Origin of the sequence: Pseudomonas sp. 18058, from assembly GCF_902706155.1 — a bacterium.
Taxonomy (GTDB): domain Bacteria; phylum Pseudomonadota; class Gammaproteobacteria; order Pseudomonadales; family Pseudomonadaceae; genus Aquipseudomonas; species Aquipseudomonas rustica.
The window spans coordinates 109555-131023 of the sequence record NZ_CACSJY010000012.1; the positions used below are offsets into that span (position 1 = coordinate 109555).

Genomic DNA, 21469 nt, shown 5'->3' on the forward strand with positions numbered 1-21469 from the left:
CCGCAAGGGAAAAATGCAAGCACTCGATCCATAAAAATAAATCAGCGGCGATTGTCGCGCGAAGCTTGCGAGTCATAAAAACAATGAAAACGCTGAAAACCCAAGTTGCCATCATCGGCGCCGGCCCGTCCGGTTTGCTCCTCGGCCAGTTGCTGCACAACGCCGGCATCGACACCCTCATCCTCGAACGCCAGACACCCGATTATGTGCTCGGCCGCATCCGCGCCGGCGTGCTTGAACAAGGCATGGTAGAGCTGTTGCGTCAGGCTGGGGTGAGTCAGCGCATGGACGCTGAAGGACTGGTTCACGGCGGCTTCGAACTGGCGCTCGACGGGCGTCAGGTGCACATCGATCTGCACGCGTTGACCGGCGGCAAGACCGTGATGATCTACGGCCAGACCGAAGTCACTCGCGACCTGATGGCCGCTCGTCGGGAGGCTGGCGCGCAGACGATTTATTCTGCGAGCAATGTCGTTCCCCACGGCATGAAAAGCGACGAAGCTTTTGTCACCTTCGAAAAGGACGGAGAAACCTGGCGCGTCGATTGCGATTACATCGCCGGCTGCGATGGCTTCCATGGGGTGGCTCGGCAGTCGATTCCTGAGGATTGTCTGAAGGTGTTCGAACGGGTTTATCCGTTTGGCTGGCTGGGCATTCTCGCCGACACGCCGCCGGTGCATGACGAGTTGGTCTACGCCCGCCACGAACGCGGTTTCGCCTTGTGCAGCATGCGTTCGGCGACGCGCACGCGGTACTACTTGCAGGTGCCGACGGAAGAAAACGTCGCGGACTGGAGCGACCAGCGCTTCTGGGATGAACTGAAAAACCGCCTGCCAGTTGCACTGGCCGAAAAACTGGTCACCGGCCCTTCGATCGAAAAAAGCATCGCGCCGCTGCGCAGTTTTGTCGTTGAACCAATGCAATACGGGCGGATGTTTCTGGTCGGCGACGCCGCGCACATCGTCCCGCCCACCGGCGCCAAAGGTCTGAATCTGGCGGCAAGCGATGTCAGCACGCTGTTCAATATTCTGCTGAAGGTTTACCGCGAGGGGCGTAACGACCTGCTGGAGAAATACTCGGAGATCTGCCTGCGCCGCGTGTGGAAAGCCGAGCGGTTTTCCTGGTGGATGACTTCGATGTTGCACCGTTTTGATGATCACGATGCGTTCAGTCAGCGCATCAGTGCCTCCGAACTGGACTACTTTGTCAGTTCAGAAGCGGGCCGAAAAACTATTGCAGAAAATTACGTCGGACTTCCTTATGAGGCTATCGAATAGCCTGCTACCGACTTACACTGGCGAGCATACCCGCTCGCCTGACGAACTGCGGGACTCTCACTGCCCGCAGGTTTTGCCCGTGACCAATCTCAATCACCCCGAAACGCCCAAACCGGCCATTCGCAGCGTGCTGGTGGCGCTGATGATGGCGATCTTTCTCGGTGCGCTGGATCAGACCATCGTCGCCGTGTCGATGCCGGCCATCTCCGCCCAATTCAAAGACGTCAGCCTGCTGGCCTGGGTGATTTCCGGGTACATGGTGGCGATGACTGTGGCGGTGCCGATCTACGGCAAGCTCGGCGATCTGTACGGGCGACGCAAGCTGATGCTGTTCGGTATGGGCATGTTCACCCTGGCCTCGCTGTTCTGCGGCATGGCGCAAAGCATGGAACAACTGGTGCTGGCGCGAATCCTCCAGGGCATCGGCGCCGGCGGGATGATTTCGGTGAGCCAGGCGATCATCGGCGACATCGTCCCGCCGCGCGAACGCGGACGTTATCAGGGGTATTTCAGCAGCATGTACGCGGTGGCCAGCGTTGCCGGGCCGGTGCTTGGCGGCTACATGACCGAATACCTGTCATGGCGTTGGGTGTTTCTGATCAACCTGCCGTTGGGACTTGGCGCTTACTGGGTCGCGCACCGCAACTTGCGCGGGCTGCCGATTCCGCAACGCAAACCGATCATCGATTATGTCGGCACCGTGCTGATGATCATCGGCCTGACCGCGCTGCTGTTGGGCATCACTCAGGTGGGTCAGGGTCATGCGTGGCGCAGCGCTGAAGTGCTCGGGTTGTTTGCCTGCGCGGTAGTGGTGCTGGCGATTTTCGTCTGGCACGAACGTCGGGCACGAGAGCCGTTGCTGCCGATGCACCTGTTTGCCAACCGTAATGCGCTGCTGTGCTGGTGCACGATTTTCTTCACCAGTTTCCAGGCGATTTCCTTGATCGTGCTGATGCCGTTGCGCTTTCAAAGCGTCACCGGCGCCGGCGCGGACAGTGCGGCGTTGCACTTGCTGCCGCTGGCGATGGGCCTGCCGATCGGTGCGTACTTCGCCGGTCGCCGCACTTCGGTGACCGGGCGCTATAAACCGCAAATTCTGACCGGCGCGATTCTGATGCCGATTGCCGTGCTGGGCATGGCGGTCAGTCCGCCGGAAGCCACATTGATCAGTGGATTGTTCATGTTGCTCTGCGGAATCGCCAGCGGCATGCAGTTCCCGACCTCGCTGGTCGGCACGCAGAACTCGGTGGAACAACGCGACATCGGCGTGGCCACCAGCACCACCAACCTGTTCCGCTCGCTGGGCGGCGCGGTAGGAGTGGCGTTGATGTCGGCGCTGCTGTTGGCGTTGTTGCAGGATTCCAGTTTCGCGCATTTGGCGAGCAGTTCGCTGATGAGTGAGGGGCACTCCGGGAATGTCTTGCTGGACGGTCTCAACGCGGCACCGGGGGATGCGCAGAATGCCTTGCGCGCGGAGTTGCTGGTGACGTTCCGGCATTTGTTGTGGGTGAGTGCGGCGGTGTCGTTGCTCGGGCTGGCGGCGGCGATTGCCATGCCGAACAACCTGCTGCGCGGGCGTGAGCACGGCGCAAAATAACCTTTTCACACGATCGTTCCCATGCTCTGCGTGGGAATGCAGCCTGGGACGCTCCGCGTCCCATCCAGAGCCGAACGCAGAGCGCTCGTTGAGGCATTCCCACGCGGAGCGTGGGAACGATCGCGCTGAGATTCAAGGGCTGTAGTAACCGACCGCGACGAGGAAATGCCCGACCTTTTTCAGGTAGGCATGCTTATCTTCGATCTTGCCGGTCACCGGGTTTTTCCAGCGGTACTCATACTCGCCGTCATCCTGCTTGCCGATCAGCGCCAGAATCGGCTCGCCCACCGGTTTGCCCTCCGGATCCTTGACCTTGCCGAAGTCGGTATTGATCAGTCGCAGATTGGTGCCGTGGGCAACGTAGCGCTGGGTATTCAAATCGACCACGAAGACATACAGGTCATCCTGCAAATACCCGCCCTTGAGCGAGTTGATCGCCGTCAGCGTGCCCTTCTCGTCTTTGCTCAGATCCGTCGCAGCTTTATCCAGCAGGGCTTTGGCTTGTTCAGCGGAGGCGCGAGGCATGTAGTAACCGACCGCGAGAATCCGCTGACCGATGCGCTGGTAAAACACGTGCTTGCGCTCGACTTTGCCGTCAGACCAATTCTGCCAGCGGTACTCCGCCTGCTGAATGCCATTGCCTTCCGGCACCAGCAACGCCTGTTTGAAAGCTTTCTGCAAATCCGGCCCGAGCACTTCGCTGACATCACGGCCAATCAGCGCTGACGACGGCCCACCGCTGGCGAGCATTACGCCTTTGGTGTCGACCACAAACACGTAGCGATCCTTGTCGACAAACTCGCCCTGACGACTGAAGGCCGCGAAGGCCTTGTCGCCGTTGTCGTGGTAGTAAGCCAGCGCTTTTTCCAGCAGGGCGATGGCCGCCTGGCTGTCATCTTTTGCGGCGGTCGCGGCGCTGGCCTGACCGAACCCGGCCAATACCAGCAAACAGAGCCAGGCGAATTTTTGCACAAACCCCATGACGCATCCCTCGTTCTTGTTGGTGTTTCAAGAGCGTAGACGGGTTGCGCGGATGTATGGATATTCAGAATGATGCAGGGGATTGCAAAGCCCTGTGGCTCAACGATCTCCTGTGGCGAGGGGATTTAGCGAAACGTCGCACCGCCCCGTTGGAGTGCGAAGCGCTCCCCTGCATTTCTAAAGTGACACCGAGTTCTCAGGCTTTGGGGCTGCTTCGCAACCCATCGGGGATAAATCCCCTCACCACAAAAGCCCACTCGACGAGGGATCGGCGTTTATGGCCGGGAATTGATCTGCTGCTGCAAGTTCTGGATCTGTGCCTGCAAGGTGTTGATGGTGCGCGTCATCTGCCCACGGAATGCGTCGAACTCGGCGGTGTTGCCGCCGCCCTGTGGCGCTGCCGGGCGATTGTCCTGCTCGCTCTTCAGCACAACGATGTCCTGTTCCAGACGTTCGATGGCCGCGCTCGGATTGCCTTGCTTCTTCAACGCCGCAATATCAGCGCTGAGGCTCTTGAACTGCGCATCGAAAGCCTTCAACTGCGTATCGACCTTGCCGGTGTCCGCCGGGGTGCTTTTCAGCGTCGCCAGTTCTGCGCTCAAGGCTTTGACCTGCGCCTGCAACTGGGTATTGGCGGTCTGCTGTTCGGTGGTCTGCGCGGTCATCTGCGCCAGACGCTTGTCCAGATCACTGGCCTGCCCCGCGACGCCTTGCTGCTGTTTGTTCTGATCGAGCAGCTTTTCTTCGAGTTGCTTGATCTGCAACTTCAAGGCTTCGCTGTCGCTGGTGACGTTGCTCTGGCTGGCGACGACTTTGCCGGAAATATCCTGCAAGCGCCCCGCCGCTTCTTCACTGATCCGCGCGAAGCTTTCCTGAGTCGCGACCAGTTGCTGCTCCATCAAGGAAATCTGCTGAAAGCTCCACCAGGCCAGGCCGATGAAAGCAAAAAACAACGCGCCGACCAAAGCCCAGAGCGGCCCGGTGCTGGCGGCTTTGACCTTGACCACTGGCGCTGTGCGCGAATGCACGGTGGTGCGGGCGGTGGTCGGAATGTCATCGTCGTCGAAGGTGTCGGCGCGCAGGCTCGGCACATCATCGAAATCGTCGTGGGCATCATTACGCATGGACATTGAGGCAACCTTTGTAAAACGCGGTGATGGCTAAATGCTGCGAAGTATAACCCGCTCAGCCGCAGGCATTGACCCTCGACCGAGGGCGCGGTTCAGTGCTGGCCGACCAAGTGAACTCAACGAATGTCCTGGGCTTTCCACCAGCCGCAGAACTCATCGAGCGCCGTCCACAGGCTGACTTGCGGATCGTAGTCCAGATAATGCCGCGCGCGGCTGATGTCGAGGGTGAAATTTTTCTTCATCACTTGCATGCCCAACCGCGACAGCGTCGGCTCCGGACGCCCCGGCCAGAGTTTGCACGCACCTTCATTCAGCGCCGCGACGCTGTAGGCCAGCCCGTAGGAACGGTACTTGGTGACCTGTGGGACTTCCATCTTGCGCATCACGTAATTGACCACATCCCACAACGGCACCGGCGCACCGTTGCTGATGTTGTAGGCCTTGCCCAGCGCCGAACCGGCAGCGAGCAGACTACTGAGCATCGCTTCGTTGAGGTTCTGCACACTGGTGAAATCGACTTTATTCAGGCCGTTGCCGATGATCGCCAGACGGCCCTTGCGCTGCATGTTCAGCAGACGCGGAAAGATGCTCATGTCGCCGGCGCCGGTGACGAAACGCGGGCGCAGAGCGATGGTTTCCAGACCGAACTCCTGGGCGCCGAAAACCTTTTGTTCGGCCAGATATTTAGTCGCCGCGTAGTGATGTTTGAAGCGCTTGGGCACTTGCTCTTCGGTCAGGTTGAGGTGGTCGCGGCCGTCGAAATAGATCGACGGCGACGACAGGTGCACCAGCCGCCGGACGCGCTGCTTCAGGCAGGCTTCGACGATGTTTTCTGTGACCTGCACGTTGCCCTGATGAAAGTCCTGATAGCGCCCCCACAGCCCGACGGCCCCGGCGCAGTGCACCACGGCTTCGACATCGCTGCAGAGTTCGCGCGCCAGCTCGGCATCGCTCAGATCGCCAGGCACAAACTCGGCGCCACGGCGTACCAGATGCTCGACGCTTTCGGCCCGGCGCCCGTTGACCCGCACGCCCAGGCCCTGCTCCAGAGCGAAACGCGCAAAGCGTCCGCCAATGAAGCCGCTTGCGCCGGTGACCAGAATTTTCATGCACAACTCCAACAGAAAAGCAGCTGCGAGCGTCAAGCTTCGAGCTACAAGTAAAAACGGTGCGTAAGCCTACAACTTGCCGCTTGCAGCTTGACGCTTACAGCTGTTTCCAAGGCACTAGCCATTGTGCTGAAGCGCGCACCAATTGCTCGGTCAGCAAGCCGAGCAACTGACCGCCATTGCGCCAATGATGCCAGTACAGCGGCACGTCGATCGGTTTATCTGGCAACAGTTCGCGCAATTCGCCGCGTTGCAGTTGCTCGCGCACTTGCAGCTCCGGCACCAGTCCCCAACCCAATCCGGCTTCGGTCAGACGGATAAAACCTTCCGAAGACGGACACAAATGGTGCTCGAATCCGCCGTCGACACCCAGCGACGCCAAATAGCGATGCTGAAGAAAATCGTCCGGGCCGAACACCAGCGCCGGGGTGCGCGGCAGTTGCTCGGCGCGCACGCCATTGGGGAAATGCCGCTCGATAAACGCCGGGCTGGCCAGCGCGCGATAACGCATCGCGCCGAGCAACACGCTACGCGCACCCGCCACCGGCCGTTCGCTGGCGCACAAGCACGCGGCCACTTCACCGGCACGCATGCGTTTGAGGCCGACGGTCTGGTCTTCGACGATCAGATCCAGCAATAAATGTTGCTCGGCGCAGAAATCGCCGACTGCCTGCGCCCACCAAGTGGCGAGGCTGTCGGCGTTCAGCGCAATGCGCAGGCGCTCCGGCAAACCCTCTTCGTCCAAGGCCGGGACGAGGGTTTGCAGGTCGCGCTCAAGCAAACGCACTTGCTGCACATGGTTGAGCAAACGCCGGCCGATTTCCGTGGGCGACGGCGGCGTGCCGCGCACCAGCACGGGTTGGCCTACCCGCGCCTCCAGCAGTTTGATTCGTTGCGAGATCGCCGATTGCGACAACCCGAGAATCTGCGCGGCGCGTTCGAATCCGGCTTGCTCGACCACAGCGGCCAGAGCAGACAGCAATTTGTAGTCGAACATCAGTTTTCCTAATGAGCGATCAGCACTATTGGTTTTTCTTATACAGGTTTCGGCCGGAGAATAGCCAGCAAGCACTCTTTATCAAGGAACACTGCAATGGCTGGCGAAACCTCCCTCTCAACCTTGTTGCGCAGCATGAGCCCGCAACTCAACGCCGGCGAATACGTGTTCTGCACCCTGCGCGACAACAAATTGCCGGAAGGTCTGGAGACCGTCGGCAGCTTCCGCGAGCAGGAAGGTCTGACGGTGATTCTCGAACGTTCCCACGCTGAACAGGCTGGTTTCAGCTTCGACTACGTCGCCGCGTGGATCACCCTCAACGTGCATTCAGCGCTGCAAGCCGTCGGCCTCACCGCCGCGTTCGCCACGGCATTGGGCAAGGCCGGAATCAGTTGCAATGTGATTGCCGGCTACTACCACGATCATTTGTTTGTCGGTCAGGCCGACGCCGAACGCGCGATGCAGGTCCTGCGCGATCTGGCAGCCAACGCGGAGTAATTGTTATGTGGCAAAGCTATGTGAACGGCCTGCTGGTGGCGTTCGGGCTGATCATGGCGATCGGCACGCAAAACGCGTTTGTATTGGCGCAGAGCCTGCGGCGCGAGCATCACTTGCCAGTGGCGGCATTGTGCGTGGTGTGCGATGCGCTGCTGGTCGCCGCCGGCGTGTTCGGGCTGGCGACGATTCTGGCGCAGAACCCGACGCTGCTGGCGATCGCTCGCTGGGGCGGCGCGACGTTTCTGATCTGGTACGGCAGCCAGGCGCTGCGCCGGGCGTGCTCGAAACAGAGCCTGAATCAGGGCGAGAATCAGACCGTGCGTTCGCTGCGTGCGGTGATGCTCAGCGCGTTGGCGGTGACGTTGCTCAACCCGCACGTTTATCTGGATACGGTTTTACTGATCGGTTCGCTGGGAGCGCAGCAATCGGTGCCAGGCGCTTATGTGGTCGGTGCTGCGAGTGCTTCGCTGTTGTGGTTTTTCACCTTGGCACTCGGCGCGGCGTGGCTGGCACCGTGGTTGGCACGGCCGAGCACGTGGCGAATTCTCGATCTGGTGGTGGCGTTGATGATGTTCACCGTGGCCGGGCAATTAATTATCGCCAGCTGATTTATTCCAAAAGGCTCTGGAACCTCTATCCCACACAGTTGTTGCGTGGTTATGGCGCAACCCCGGTGCTATGATCCAACCCCTGCGCCGCAAAGAGTAAAAACTCGCCGGTGCATTTCTGGCCGCCCGTGATCGGCCTTGCGCTCACCGCAACAGACCTGATTAGGAGAATCATCATGGCTTTCGAATTGCCGCCGCTGCCTTACGCACACGATGCCCTGCAGCCTCACATTTCCAAGGAAACCCTGGAATACCACCACGACAAGCACCACAACACCTACGTCGTGAACCTGAACAACCTGGTGCCAGGCACCGAGTTCGAAGGCAAGACCCTGGAAGAAATCGTCAAGACTTCCTCGGGCGGTATCTTCAACAACGCCGCTCAGGTCTGGAACCACACTTTCTACTGGAACTGCCTGGCGCCAAACGCCGGCGGTCAACCAACCGGCGCGCTGGCTGAAGCCATCAACGCAGCCTTCGGTTCGTTCGACAAGTTCAAAGAAGAGTTCAGCAAAACCTCGATCGGCACCTTCGGTTCCGGCTGGGGCTGGCTGGTGAAAAAGGCTGACGGTTCCCTGGCTCTGGCCAGCACCATCGGCGCCGGCAACCCGCTGACCAGCGGCGACACCCCGCTGCTGACCTGCGACGTCTGGGAACACGCTTACTACATCGACTACCGCAACGTTCGTCCTAAGTACGTCGAAGCGTTCTGGAACCTGGTCAACTGGAAGTTCGTTGCTGAGCAGTTCGAAGGCAAAACCTTCACCGCTTAAGCTGCGCGCCAGTCAAAAAACCCGGCTTCGGCCGGGTTTTTTTATGCCATCGTTCCCACGCTCCTGCGTGGGAATGCAGCCCGGGACGCTCCGCGTCACTGGACGCGGAGCGTCCCTAGAGGCATTCCCACGCAGAGCGTGGGAACGATCGATCGCAGCCTTCGGCAGCTCCTACGTGAAAATGGCGTTTTTCCCACAGAAAATGCAGCCTCACGCCGCTTGCTGCCGTGGCGCAGAGGGCTAACATCAATCAAAGGAAAAATTGTCAGACAACGCTCAAGTTGAGGGCCAATACAACCGACACAGTACTAATCGGGCGAAGACGCCACAGAGCAGCATTTCGGCCAACGCCACGGGTAATTCATTCGGGGCCTGATTGTCCCTTTGACTGCCAACACGGGATTGCCAATACTCATGGCAACTTGACGCTACCCGCACGGATTAAGGAATAACCCTTTGAAGCTGGAACTCAAGAACAGCTTGTCGGTGAAGTTGCTCCGGGTCGTGCTCCTGTCGGCATTGATCGTCGGCGTGGTCTTGAGCTGCGCTCAGATCGTTTTCGATGCCTATAAAACACGTCAAGCGGTTGCCGGCGACGCCGAACGCATCCTCGACATGTTCCGCGACCCCTCGACCCAGGCGGTTTACAGCCTTGATCGGGAGATGGGCATGCAGGTGATCGAGGGCCTGTTCCAGGACGATGCCGTGCGCCAGGCCTCCATCGGTCATCCCAACGAAGCCATGCTCGCGCAGAAATCCCGCGACTTGCAGCATTCCAACAGCCGTTGGCTGACCGACCTGATCCTCGGTCAGGAGCGCACCTTCACCACGCAACTGGTGGGGCGCGGGCCTTATAGCGAGTATTACGGCGACTTGAGCATCACCCTCGACACCGCCACCTATGGCGAAGGTTTTATCGTCAGCTCGGTGATCATTTTCATCTCCGGCGTATTGCGCGCACTGGCCATGGGTCTGGTGCTGTATCTGGTCTATCACTGGCTGCTGACCAAACCGCTGTCGCGGATCATCGAGCACCTCACCGAGATCAACCCCGACCGCCCCAGCGAACACAAGATTCCGCAGCTCAAGGGCCACGAGAAAAACGAGCTGGGCCTCTGGATCAACACCGCTAACCAATTGCTGGAATCGATCGAACGCAACACCCATCTGCGCCACGAAGCGGAAAACAGCCTGCTGCGCATGGCCCAGTACGACTTCCTCACGGGTTTGCCGAACCGTCAGCAATTGCAGCAGCAACTGGACAAAATCCTGGTCGACGCCGGCAAGCTGCAACGCCGGGTCGCGGTGTTGTGCGTAGGGCTGGACGATTTCAAAGGCATCAACGAACAATTCAGCTACCAGACCGGCGACCAACTGCTGCTGGCGCTGGCTGATCGATTGCGCGCCCACAGCGGCCGCCTCGGCGCCCTCGCCCGTTTGGGCGGCGACCAGTTCGCGCTGGTGCAGGCCGACATCGAGCAGCCTTACGAAGCGGCGGAACTGGCGCAAAGCATTCTGGATGATCTGGAAGCGGCGTTCGCCCTCGACCATCAGGAAATCCGTCTGCGCGCGACCATCGGCATCACGCTGTTTCCGGAGGATGGCGACAGCACCGAGAAGCTGTTGCAGAAAGCCGAGCAGACCATGACCCTGGCCAAAACCCGCTCGCGCAACCGTTATCAGTTCTACATCGCCAGCGTCGACAGCGAGATGCGCCGTCGCCGCGAGCTGGAGAAAGATCTGCGCGATGCCTTGCTGCGCGACCAGTTCTACCTCGTCTATCAACCGCAGATCAGCTATCGCGACCACCGCGTGGTCGGCGTCGAGGCGCTGATTCGCTGGCAACATCCGGAACACGGCCTGGTGCCGCCGGATCTGTTTATTCCACTGGCGGAACAGAACGGCACGATCATCGCGATTGGCGAGTGGGTACTGGATCAGGCCTGCAAGCAATTGCGCGACTGGCACGATCAGGGTTTCGCCGACCTGCGCATGGCGGTGAACCTGTCCACCGTGCAATTGCACCACGCCGAGTTGCCGCGCGTGGTCAACAACCTGCTGCAGATGTACCGCTTGCCGCCGCGCAGCCTTGAACTGGAAGTCACCGAAACCGGCCTGATGGAAGACATCAGCACTGCTGCGCAACACTTGTTGAGCTTGCGCCGTTCCGGTGCGCTGATCGCCATCGACGACTTCGGTACCGGTTATTCATCACTGAGTTATCTGAAAAGTCTGCCGCTGGACAAGATCAAGATCGACAAGAGCTTCGTCCAGGATCTGCTCGATGACGACGACGACGCGACCATCGTTCGCGCGATCATTCAATTGGGTAAAAGCCTTGGCATGCAGGTGATTGCCGAGGGCGTTGAAACCGCCGAACAGGAAAGCTACATCATTTCCGAAGGCTGCCACGAAGGTCAGGGTTACTTCTACAGCAAGCCGCTGCCGGCGCGTGAGTTGAGCGTTTACCTCAAACAGGCGCAGCGCAGTAACGCGGCCATTTTATAAAGCAAAAGATCGCAGCCTGCGGCAGCTCCTACATTTGCAATGCGTTCCCCTGTAGGCGCTGCCGCAGGCTGCGATCTTTTGATCTAAGCCAATCCCTGCGTAAATAAGAAATATTTCCAGCCACAACCCTTTACACATAATGCGAAAGATTTGCATTATGTCGCAGTTTTGCGCACCCCCGCGCCTGTCCCATAAACCACCGAAGCAGGATGTTCGCCATGATTCGTATGCCTCTGGCTACCGCCAGTCTGCTGGCCATCGCTATTTCCCTCGCCGGTTGCGGCGAAGGTAAAGACAAGGCCGCCGCACCGGCCACGCCGACTCCAGCCGCCAGCACCACCGCACCTGCGGCTGCTCCTGCCGCTGCCGGTAAAGTCGACGAAGCCGCCGCCAAGGCTGTGGTCGCGCACTACGCCGACATGGTCTTCGCCGTTTACAGCGATGCCGAATCTACTGCGAAAACCCTGCAAACCGCCGTCGACGCTTTCCTCGCCAAGCCGAACGCCGACACGCTGAAAGCCGCTCGCGAAGCCTGGATCGCTGCTCGCGTTCCTTACCTGCAGAGCGAAGTGTTCCGCTTCGGCAACACCATCATTGACGATTGGGAAGGTCAGGTTAACGCCTGGCCACTGGACGAGGGTCTGATCGACTACGTCGACAAATCCTACGAGCACGCACTGGGTAACCCGGGCGCGACCGCCAACATCATCGCCAACACCGAAATCCAGGTCGGCGAAGACAAGGTCGATGTCAAAGACATCACCCCGGAAAAACTCGCCAGCCTTAACGAACTGGGCGGTTCCGAAGCCAACGTTGCAACTGGCTACCACGCCATCGAGTTCCTGCTGTGGGGCCAGGACTTGAACGGCACCGGCCCTGGCGCTGGTAACCGTCCTGCTTCCGACTACCTCGAAGGCGCTGGCGCCACTGGCGGTCACAACGATCGTCGTCGCGCTTACCTGAAAGCCGTGACCCAACTGCTGGTCAGCGATCTGGAAGAAATGGTCGGTAACTGGAAGCCGAACGTGGCTGACAACTACCGCGCCACGCTGGAAGCCGAGCCAGGCGAAAGCGGCCTGCGCAAAATGTTGTTCGGCATGGGCAGCCTGTCGCTGGGTGAACTGGCGGGCGAGCGCATGAAGGTTTCCCTGGAAGCCAACTCGCCGGAAGACGAACACGACTGCTTCAGCGATAACACGCACAACTCGCAGTTCTACGATGCCAAGGGCATTCGTAACGTCTACCTGGGCGAATACACCCGCGTTGACGGCACCAAGATGACCGGCGCCAGCCTGTCGTCGCTGGTGGTCAAAGCCGACCCGGCTGCCGACACTGCGCTGAAAGCCGACCTGGCGGCTACCGAAGCGAAGATGCAGGTCATCGTTGATCACGCCAACAAGGGTGAGCACTACGACCAGTTGATCGCTGCCGGCAACACCGCTGGCAACCAGATCGTTCGCGACGCCATCGCCTCCTTGGTCAAGCAGACCGGTTCGATCGAAGCCGCTGCCGGCAAACTGGGCATCAGCGACCTGAACCCGGACAACGCTGATCACGAGTTCTGATTACAACGTCCGCTTCAAAAAAAGGCGACCTTCGGGTCGCCTTTTTCATCCCTGCTTTTTGTAGTGCAACTGGTGGCCCCTTCGCTGGCAAGTCATGCTCCTACAAAGGCATTCCGCGATCCTGTAGGAGCAAGGCTTGCCCGCGAAGGCCCCCACTCGGTCTCAAGTGAAATCCTGCCACAAATCAAGCAAACGATAATTCCTCTTATTCAAACCCCCTCGCCCTGTTAGACTTTGCGCCTTTATTTTCGCTCGTCTGCAGGATGTCTGATGCCCTCGCTGCCTCTTCGCTTGTCCGCACTGTTCATGGCCCTGGGCCTGAGTGCCTGCGATGACGCCCCGCGTTTCACCAAGGCTGAGCCCGGTGAAGCGCGATCCGGCGGGGCGGCGACTGTGCGCAAGACTGATCAGAACGCGTTTTCCCTGCCGTCGGCCAATCTGCCGCCGTCGCGCCGGGTCGATTTCAGCGTCGGCAACAGCTTTTTCCGCAATCCGTGGGTGATCGCCCCGGCGACCACCACCGCCCGCGATGGCCTCGGCCCGCTGTTCAACACCAACGCCTGCCAGAACTGCCACATCAAGGACGGTCGCGGACATCCGCCGACGCCCGGTGCGTCGAATGCCGTGTCGATGCTGGTGCGCCTGTCGATTCCTGACACGCCGGCCTACGCCAAACTCATCGAGCAGGTCGGCATCGTGCCGGAGCCGGTGTATGGCGGGCAGTTTCAGGACATGGCGATCCCCGACGTCACCCCGGAAGGCAAGGTGCGCGTCGATTACACGCCAGTGCCGGTACGTTTCAAGGACGGCACCGAAGTCGAATTGCGCAAACCGGTCTTGCAGATCACTCAACTCGGCTACGGCCCGATGCACCCGGACACGCGTTTTTCCGCACGCGTCGCCCCACCGATGATCGGCCTCGGCCTGCTCGAAGCGATCCCCGAAGAAGCCATCCTCGCCAACGCCGCCGCACAGGCCAAAGCGAAAAACGGCATCAATGGCCGGCCAAACCAGGTCTGGGATGACGAACTGCAAAAAACCGTCATGGGCCGATTTGGCTGGAAAGCCGGGCAGCCGAATCTCAATCAACAGAATGTTCACGCGTTTTCAGGTGATATGGGCCTGACGACCAGCCTGAGACCGTTCGATGACTGCACCGACGCGCAAACCGCCTGCAAGCAGGCGCCGAGCGGCAATGGCCCGGACGGCGAACCGGAAGTCAGCGATAACATTCTGCGTCTGGTGCTGTTCTATAGCCGCAACCTCGCTGTGCCGGCACGCCGTGGCGTTAACGAGGCAGAGGTCATCGCCGGCAAGAACCTGTTTTTCCAGGCCGGTTGCGACTCGTGCCACACGCCGAAATACACCACCGCCGCCAACGCCGCCGAACCTGAACTGGCCAATCAAGTGATTCGCCCGTACAGCGATCTGCTGCTGCATGACATGGGCGACGGTCTGGCCGACAACCGCACGGAATTCCAGGCCTCCGGCCGCGACTGGCGCACGCCGCCGTTGTGGGGGATTGGCCTGACGCAAGCGGTCAGCGGCCACACACAGTTTTTGCATGACGGTCGCGCACGCAATCTGCTCGAAGCGGTGCTCTGGCACGGCGGCGAAGCGACGGCGGCGCAGCAACAGGTTTTATCTTTCAATGCCGAGCAGCGTGCTGCGCTACTGGCGTTTCTGAACTCACTTTAAACACTGAAAAAGAATCGGGAGCCCGACATGTTCCGTCCCAAGCTACTGTTCACCAGCCTTGCCGCGCTCGCCCTCGGCGCCTGCTCGCCGCAGGATCCGCAAGCGGTCACCTCGGCGGCCATCGCCAAATCGGTGATCCTGCCGACCTACACCCGCTGGGTCGAAGCCGACAAGCAACTGGCGGTCAGCGCCCTCGCCTACTGCCAAGGCAAAGAAACCCTGGAGACCGCCCGCGCCGATTTCCTGCACGCGCAGAAAGCCTGGGCCGAGTTGCAACCGCTGCTGATCGGGCCGCTGGCTGAAGGCAACCGCGCCTGGCAAGTCCAGTTCTGGCCGGACAAGAAGAATCTGGTCGGTCGTCAGGTCGAGCAACTGGTCGTCGCTCAGCCACAAATCGATGCTGCCGCTTTGGCCAAATCAAGTGTGGTTGTTCAGGGTCTGTCGGCTTACGAATACATCCTGTTCGACGCCAAGCCTGATGTCGCCAACGATGAACAAAAAGCCAAATACTGCCCACTGCTGATCGCCATCGGCGAGCGTCAGAAGCAACTGGCCGAAGAGATTTTGCAGAGCTGGAACAACACCGACGGCATGCTCGCGCAGATGTCCAAGTTCCCTAACCAGCGCTATGCCGACTCCCACGAAGCGATCGCCGATCTGCTGCGTGTGCAAGTCACCGCGCTGGACACCCTGAAGAAAAAACTCGGCACGCCAATGGGCCGCCAGAGCAAAGGCGTGCCACAGCCGTTCCAGGCCGATGCATGGCGCAGCCAGTCTTCGTTGACCGCGCTGGAAGCCAGCCTCACCGCCGCGAAAACCGTGTGGGAAGGCGTCGACAACAAAGGCCTGCGTGGTCTGTTGCCTGCTGAACAAAAGCCGTTGGCGGACAAGATCGACGCTGCTTACGCTGCCTCGCTGAAACTGTTCGACAGCACTCAGCGCTCGCTCGGCGAAATGCTTGAAGACGACGCCGGTCGTCAGCAACTCAACGACATCTACGACAGCCTCAACGTCGTCCATCGCCTGCACGAAGGCGAACTGGCCAAGGCGCTGGGCATCCAACTGGGCTTTAACGCCAACGACGGTGACTGATGAGGGCAAGTGCCATGCTGCGACGCCAGGCTCTGACTTTAGCTAGTACGCTGCTGGGAGCAGTGACACTGGGCGGCTGGACGCTGTTCAAACGCAAGGATCAGAGCCCGCTGCTGCTGTCGGCGCGCGACGATACCGACGGCAAACATTACGCCGTCGGCTATCGGCTGGACGGCACGCGGGTGTTCGCCACCGAAGTCGGCCAGCGTTGCCACGACATCATCAATCATCCGACGCAGTCGATTGCGCTGTTCGTCGCGCGGCGTCCGGGCACCGAGAGTTACCTGATCGACCTGCGCGACGGCACGTTGCTGCAGACAGTGACCTCGCAGCCGAACCGGCACTTCTACGGTCACGCCGTGGTGCACAAGGACGGCGAGTACTTGTACGCCACCGAAAACGACACGACCGATCCTGGCCGTGGTTTGCTCGGTGTGTACAAGTTCGAAGGCGAGCGGTTGGTGCACAGCGGCGAGATTTCCACCCACGGCCTCGGCCCGCATCAGGTGTCGTGGATGCCTGACGGCGAGACGCTGGTGGTGGCCAACGGCGGGATTCGTACCGAAGCGGAAAGCCGCGTCGACATGAACCTCAGCGCCATGGAACCGAGCCTGGTGCTGATGCAACGCGACGGTACGTTGCTGAGCAAGGAAACCCTCGCCCAACAGATGAACAGCGTGCGCCATTTGGGTATCGCCAATGACGGCACCATCGTTGCCGGTCAGCAGTTTATGGGCGCCTCTCACGAGCGTTCGGAGCTGCTGGCGATCAAGCGTCCGGGGCAGCCATTTGTGGCGTTCCCGGTGCCTGAGCATCAGTTGCAGTCGATGGGGCATTACACCGCCAGCGTTGCCGTGCACAGCGAGTTGCGTCTGGTCGCGCTGACCGCGCCGCGGGGTAATCGATTCTTTATTTGGGATCTGGACAGCGGCGAAGTGCGCCTCGATGCACCATTGCCGGATTGCGCGGGCGTCGGTGCGGTGCAGGACGGTTTTGTCGTGACGTCTGGTCAGGGCCGCTGCCGCTACTACGATTGCCGTCAGGATGAGTTGCTGGCCAAGCCGCTGGAACTGCCGGCGGGGCTCTGGGACAACCATTTGCACCTGATGGCCTGAACCCACCGCAAAAGATCGCAGCCTTCGGCAGCTCCTACCTTGGAATGCATTCCCCTGTAGGAGCTGCCGAAGGCTGCGATCTTTTGCTGTGTCGGCAGTTGGATTCCCTGCCGCTCTCGGAGTAATGTTCGGGCCTGTCTCACCTGATTTATCCAAGGAAATGGAAATATGCTGCGTCGCCGCATGCTGATCATGTTGGGTGTTGTCTTGTTGATCGTCCTGGTCTTGGGCGGCTACAAAGCCTTTTCGATCTACACAATGATCCAGGGCTTCTCCAAACCGAAACCGCCGATCAGCGTTGCCGTGGCCACCGCCGCCGAGCGCCCGTGGCAGATGCGCTTGCCCACCGTCGGCACGCTCAAGGCGCTGCAAGGCGTCGAGCTGAGCCTGGAAGTCGCCGGCACCGTCACCGAACTCAAATTCGAATCCGGGCAAAAGGTCAAAGCCGGGCAACCGTTGCTGCAACTCGACAGCGCCGTCGAAACCGCCCTGCTGGAAACCGCCAAGGCTGATCTGGGCCTCGCGCAACTGGACTTCGGCCGTGGCGCGCAACTGGTCGACAGCCGCGCCATCTCCAAAGGCGAGTACGACCGCCTCTCCGCCGTGCTGCAAAAGAACAAAGCCACGGTCAATCAGCTCAACGCCTCGCTGGCGAAAAAACGCATCCTCGCGCCGTTCAGCGGCACCATCGGCATCCGTCAGGTCGACATCGGCGACTACCTCGCCAGCGGCACCAAGATCGCCACGTTGCAGGATTTGAGCAGCCTCTACGCCGACTTCTACCTGCCCGAACAATCGGTGCCGAAACTGGCCATCGGCCAACCGGTGCAAATCTCGGTCTCGGCTTATCCGGGGCAAAACTTCGCCGGCAAAATCAGCGCGATCAACCCGATCGTTGAAAGCACCACGCGCAACATTCTGATCCGCGCCACCCTGGCCAACCCGGACGGCAAATTATTGCCGGGCATGTTCACCAGCCTTGAAGTGTTGCTGCCCGATCCGCAAAAACACATCGTTGTGCCGGAAAGCGCGATCACCTACACCCTCTACGGCAACTCGATCTACGTGGTCGGGCAGAAGAAAGCCGAGGACGGCACCGTCGAAAAGGATGACAAGGGCCAACCAGTACTGATCGCCGAGCGGCGTTTCATCGAAACCGGTGAGCGCCGTGATGGCCTGGTGATGATCAACAAGGGCGTGCAGAGCGGCGAACAAGTAGTGACGGCTGGCCAGATCAAACTGGACAACGGTGCACGCATCGCCATCAGCGACGACAAGACCCTCGGCGAGCAGAACAGTCCGCCTCGCGCCGACTGATCAAGGAATCCCCATGGCTTTTACCGATCCGTTCATCCGCCGCCCGGTGCTCGCCACCGTGGTCAGCCTGTTGATTGTGTTGCTCGGCTTCCAGGCCTGGAGCAAGTTGCCGCTGCGCCAATACCCGCAAATGGAAAACGCCCTGATCACGGTGACCACCGCCTACCCCGGAGCCAACGCCGAAACCATTCAGGGCTACATCACCCAGCCGATGCAACAGAGCCTGGCCAGCGCCGAGGGCATCGATTACATGACCTCGGTCAGTCGGCAGAACTTCTCGGTGATCTCGATCTACGCGCGTATCGGCTCGAACACCGACCGCTTGTTCACCGAGTTGCTGGCCAAGGCCAACGAGGTGAAAAACAAGCTGCCGCAAGACGCCGAAGACCCGGTGCTGAGCAAAGAATCTGCCGACGCTTCGGCGCTGATGTACATCAGCTTTTTCAGCAAGAACTTGAGCAACCCGCAGATCACCGACTATCTGTCGCGGGTGATCCAGCCAAAACTGGCGACCCTGCCGGGCATGGCCGAAGCGGAGATTCTCGGCAATCAGGTGTTCGCCATGCGCCTTTGGCTCGACCCGGTGAAGCTCGCCGGGTTCGGCCTCAGCGCCGCCGACGTGACCAACGCCGTGCGCCAGTACAACTTCCTCTCCGCCGCCGGCGAAGTGAAAGGCGAGTACGTCGTCACCAGCATCAACGCCAACACCGAACTGAAATCCGCCGAGGCTTTTGCGGCGATTCCGCTCAAGGTCAGTGGCGACAGCCGCGTGCTGCTCAGCGATGTCGCTCGGGTGGAAATGGGCGCGGAGAACTACGACTCAATCAGCTCGTTCGGCGGCACGCCGTCGGTGTATATCGGCATCAAAGCCACGCCGGGGGCCAACCCGCTGGACGTGATCAAAGAAGTGCGCAAGCTGATGCCCGAGCTGGAAGCGCAGTTGCCGCCGAACCTCAAGAGCGAGATCGCTTACGACGCCACGCTGTTTATTCAGGCCTCCATCGACGAAGTGGTGAAAACCCTGTTCGAAGCGGTGCTCATCGTTATCGTCGTGGTGTTCCTGTTCCTGGGCGCGTTGCGCTCGGTGGTGATCCCGGTGGTGACCATTCCGCTGTCGATGATCGGCGTGATGTTTTTCATGCAGATGATGGGTTACTCGATCAATCTGCTGACGCTGCTGGCGATGGTGTTGGCGATTGGCCTGGTGGTCGACGATGCGATTGTCGTGGTGGAGAACATTCACCGGCACATCGAGGAAGGCAAAACGCCGTTTGACGCGGCCCTCGAAGGCGCCCGGGAGATCGCCATGCCGGTGGTGTCGATGACCATCACCCTGGCGGCGGTGTATGCGCCGATCGGTTTTCTCACCGGCCTCACTGGCGCGCTGTTCAAGGAGTTCGCGCTGACGCTGGCCGGGGCGGTGGTGATTTCGGGGGTCGTCGCCCTGACCCTGTCGCCGATGATGTGCGCCTATCTGCTGCGCCACGAACAAAACCCCAGCGGCCTCGCCCATCGTCTCGACCGCATCTTCGACGGCCTCAAGCGCCGCTACCAGCGCACGCTGCACGGCACGCTGAACACGCGGCCGGTGGTGCTGGTGTTTGCGGTGATCGTGCTGTGCCTGATTCCGGTGTTTCTCAAGTTCACCAAATCGGAACTGGCGCCGGACGAAGACCAAGGCATCATCTTCATGATGGCCAACGCGCCGCAACCGACCAACCTCGATTACCTGAGCACTTACACCGACGAATTCATCAAGATCTTCAAGGAGTTCCCGGAGTACTACTCTTCGTTCCAGATCAACGGCTACAACGGCGTGCAGGCGGGCATCGGCGGTTTCCTGCTGAAACCGTGGAACGAGCGCAGCCGCACGCAGATGGAAATTCTTCCCGAAGTGCAGGGCAAACTCGAAGGCATTCCGGGCCTGCAGATTTTCGGCTTCAACCTGCCCTCCCTGCCTGGCACCGGCGAAGGTTTGCCGTTTGAATTCGTGATCAATACGGCCAACGATTACGAGTTACTGCTGCAGGTGGCTGACCGGATCAAGAAACGCGCGATGGAGTCGGGCAAGTTCGCCTTCGTCGACCTTGATCTGGCGTTCGACAAACCGGAAGTGGTGGTCGACATCGACCGCGCCAAAGCCGCACAGATGGGCGTGTCGATGCTCGATTTGGGCAGTACGCTGGCGACGCTGCTGGGCGAGGCGGAAATCAATCGCTTCACCATTGAGGGGCGCAGCTACAAGGTCATCGCTCAGGTCGAGCGGCCGTATCGCGACAACCCGGACTGGCTGAACAACTATTACGTGAAGAACACTCAGGGCGAGCTGCTGCCACTGTCGACGCTGATCAAAGTCACCGACCGCGCGCGACCGCGACAACTCAACCAGTTCCAGCAACTCAACGCGGCGAAGATTTCCGGTTTCCCGCTGGTCAGCATGGGCGAAGCCATCGACACGGTGCTGCAGATCGCCCGCGAAGAAGCGCCGGCCGGGTTTGCCTTTGACTATGGCGGCGCTTCGCGGCAGTTCGTGCAGGAAGGCAGCGCGTTGTGGGTGACGTTTGCCTTGGCACTGGCGATCATTTTTCTGGTGCTCGCGGCGCAGTTCGAGAGCTTCCGTGATCCGCTGGTGATTCTGGTGACGGTGCCGTTGTCGATCTGCGGGGCGCTGATTCCGCTGTTTCTTGGCTGGTCGAGCATGAACATCTACACGCAGGTCGGGCTGGTGACGTTGATCGGTTTGATCAGTAAACACGGGATCTTGATCGTCGAATTCGCCAACCAGTTACGCAAGGACAAAGGCCTGACCGCGCGCGAGGCGGTGGAGGAAGCGGCGGCGATTCGTTTGCGCCCGGTGCTGATGACCACGGCGGCGATGGTGTTTGGCATGGTGCCACTGATTCTGGCGACCGGTGCGGGCGCTGTGAGTCGGTTCGATATCGGCATGGTGATCGCGACGGGGATGTCGATCGGCACGCTGTTCACCCTGTTTGTATTGCCGTGCATCTACACCCTGCTGGCAAAACCCGATCCCAAGTAACACTGATATCCCCTGTGGGAGATTCTATGGTTGCGAACAACGTTTTTTAGGCAGTTTTGCTGACGTATGCTTTCTCGCTCTTCAGCAGCGCGTATGCAATACGCGCGAGTTTACGTGACAAAATCACCAGCGCTTCAGTGGTGGCCTTGCCCTTGTTTCGATGA

The 21469-nt window shown here is 60.1% G+C and carries 16 protein-coding genes and 1 pseudogene; 12 read left to right on the forward strand and 5 right to left on the reverse strand.

Going from position 1 to position 21469, the window contains the following annotated elements; translation table 11 throughout:
- Window positions 1-92: 92 nt before the first annotated feature.
- Complete coding sequence (pobA, locus tag GVL50_RS09180; protein WP_178124171.1) at window positions 93-1277, forward strand: 4-hydroxybenzoate 3-monooxygenase; 1185 nt, start codon at window positions 93-95, stop codon at window positions 1275-1277.
- A gap of 79 nt (window positions 1278-1356) precedes the next feature.
- Complete coding sequence (locus GVL50_RS09185) at window positions 1357-2874, forward strand: MDR family MFS transporter (protein WP_159812567.1); 1518 nt, start codon at window positions 1357-1359, stop codon at window positions 2872-2874.
- 132 nt (window positions 2875-3006) lie between these two features.
- Here the strand turns inward: GVL50_RS09185 and GVL50_RS09190 are convergent, their stop codons facing one another.
- The 4 genes from GVL50_RS09190 to GVL50_RS09205 all read right to left on the reverse strand — a co-directional run bounded on the left by GVL50_RS09190 (window position 3007) and on the right by GVL50_RS09205 (window position 7091).
- Window positions 3007-3855 (reverse strand): cache domain-containing protein, encoded by an 849-nt coding sequence (locus tag GVL50_RS09190; RefSeq protein ID WP_159812568.1) that lies wholly within the window; start codon window positions 3853-3855, stop codon window positions 3007-3009.
- 275 nt (window positions 3856-4130) lie between these two features.
- A complete protein-coding gene (locus GVL50_RS09195; protein WP_159812569.1) occupies window positions 4131-4985 on the reverse strand; it encodes an ATPase in 855 nt (284 codons plus the stop codon).
- A 116-nt stretch (window positions 4986-5101) separates the two neighbouring features.
- A complete protein-coding gene (locus tag GVL50_RS09200; protein ID WP_159812570.1) occupies window positions 5102-6094 on the reverse strand; it encodes an NAD(P)-dependent oxidoreductase in 993 nt (330 codons plus the stop codon).
- 97 nt (window positions 6095-6191) lie between these two features.
- Entirely contained in the window at window positions 6192-7091 is a 900-nt protein-coding gene (locus GVL50_RS09205) for a LysR family transcriptional regulator ArgP (RefSeq protein ID WP_159812571.1), read from the reverse strand.
- Between the two features lie 96 nt (window positions 7092-7187).
- On the opposite strand from GVL50_RS09205, the gene GVL50_RS09210 reads away from it, so the two are divergent.
- From GVL50_RS09210 to GVL50_RS09255, 10 genes are all read left to right on the forward strand, one after another.
- The gene (locus GVL50_RS09210) at window positions 7188-7589 is read left to right on the forward strand and encodes an ACT domain-containing protein (RefSeq protein ID WP_159812572.1); all 402 of its coding nucleotides are present in this window, start codon (window positions 7188-7190) and stop codon (window positions 7587-7589) included.
- A gap of 5 nt (window positions 7590-7594) precedes the next feature.
- Entirely contained in the window at window positions 7595-8197 is a 603-nt protein-coding gene (locus GVL50_RS09215; protein WP_053123351.1) for a LysE/ArgO family amino acid transporter, read from the forward strand.
- Between the two features lie 176 nt (window positions 8198-8373).
- Entirely contained in the window at window positions 8374-8970 is a 597-nt protein-coding gene (locus GVL50_RS09220; RefSeq protein WP_007918933.1) for a superoxide dismutase, read from the forward strand.
- 456 nt (window positions 8971-9426) lie between these two features.
- Window positions 9427-11478: a bifunctional diguanylate cyclase/phosphodiesterase gene (locus tag GVL50_RS09225; protein ID WP_053123358.1), complete on the forward strand. Its 2052-nt coding sequence runs from the start codon at window positions 9427-9429 to the stop codon at window positions 11476-11478.
- A 218-nt stretch (window positions 11479-11696) separates the two neighbouring features.
- A complete protein-coding gene (locus GVL50_RS09230; RefSeq protein WP_053123360.1) occupies window positions 11697-13043 on the forward strand; it encodes an imelysin family protein in 1347 nt (448 codons plus the stop codon).
- Between the two features lie 270 nt (window positions 13044-13313).
- Window positions 13314-14741 (forward strand): di-heme oxidoredictase family protein, encoded by a 1428-nt coding sequence (locus GVL50_RS09235; protein ID WP_159812573.1) that lies wholly within the window; start codon window positions 13314-13316, stop codon window positions 14739-14741.
- A gap of 27 nt (window positions 14742-14768) precedes the next feature.
- On the forward strand, window positions 14769-15833 hold the full coding sequence (locus tag GVL50_RS09240; protein ID WP_053123364.1) for an imelysin family protein: 1065 nt from the start codon (window positions 14769-14771) through the stop codon (window positions 15831-15833).
- 14 nt (window positions 15834-15847) lie between these two features.
- Window positions 15848-16948 carry a DUF1513 domain-containing protein gene (locus tag GVL50_RS09245; protein ID WP_159812574.1) on the forward strand — a complete coding sequence of 367 codons (1101 nt, stop codon included), beginning with the start codon at window positions 15848-15850 and terminating at the stop codon, window positions 16946-16948.
- Window positions 16949-17116: 168 nt separating this feature from the next.
- The gene (locus GVL50_RS09250; protein WP_159812575.1) at window positions 17117-18265 is read left to right on the forward strand and encodes an efflux RND transporter periplasmic adaptor subunit; all 1149 of its coding nucleotides are present in this window, start codon (window positions 17117-17119) and stop codon (window positions 18263-18265) included.
- Window positions 18266-18278: 13 nt separating this feature from the next.
- The gene (locus GVL50_RS09255) at window positions 18279-21305 is read left to right on the forward strand and encodes a multidrug efflux RND transporter permease subunit (protein ID WP_159812576.1); all 3027 of its coding nucleotides are present in this window, start codon (window positions 18279-18281) and stop codon (window positions 21303-21305) included.
- A gap of 46 nt (window positions 21306-21351) precedes the next feature.
- Here the strand turns inward: GVL50_RS09255 and GVL50_RS28980 are convergent.
- Window positions 21352-21469 (reverse strand): annotated as a pseudogene (locus GVL50_RS28980) (IS110 family transposase); the annotation flags it as partial.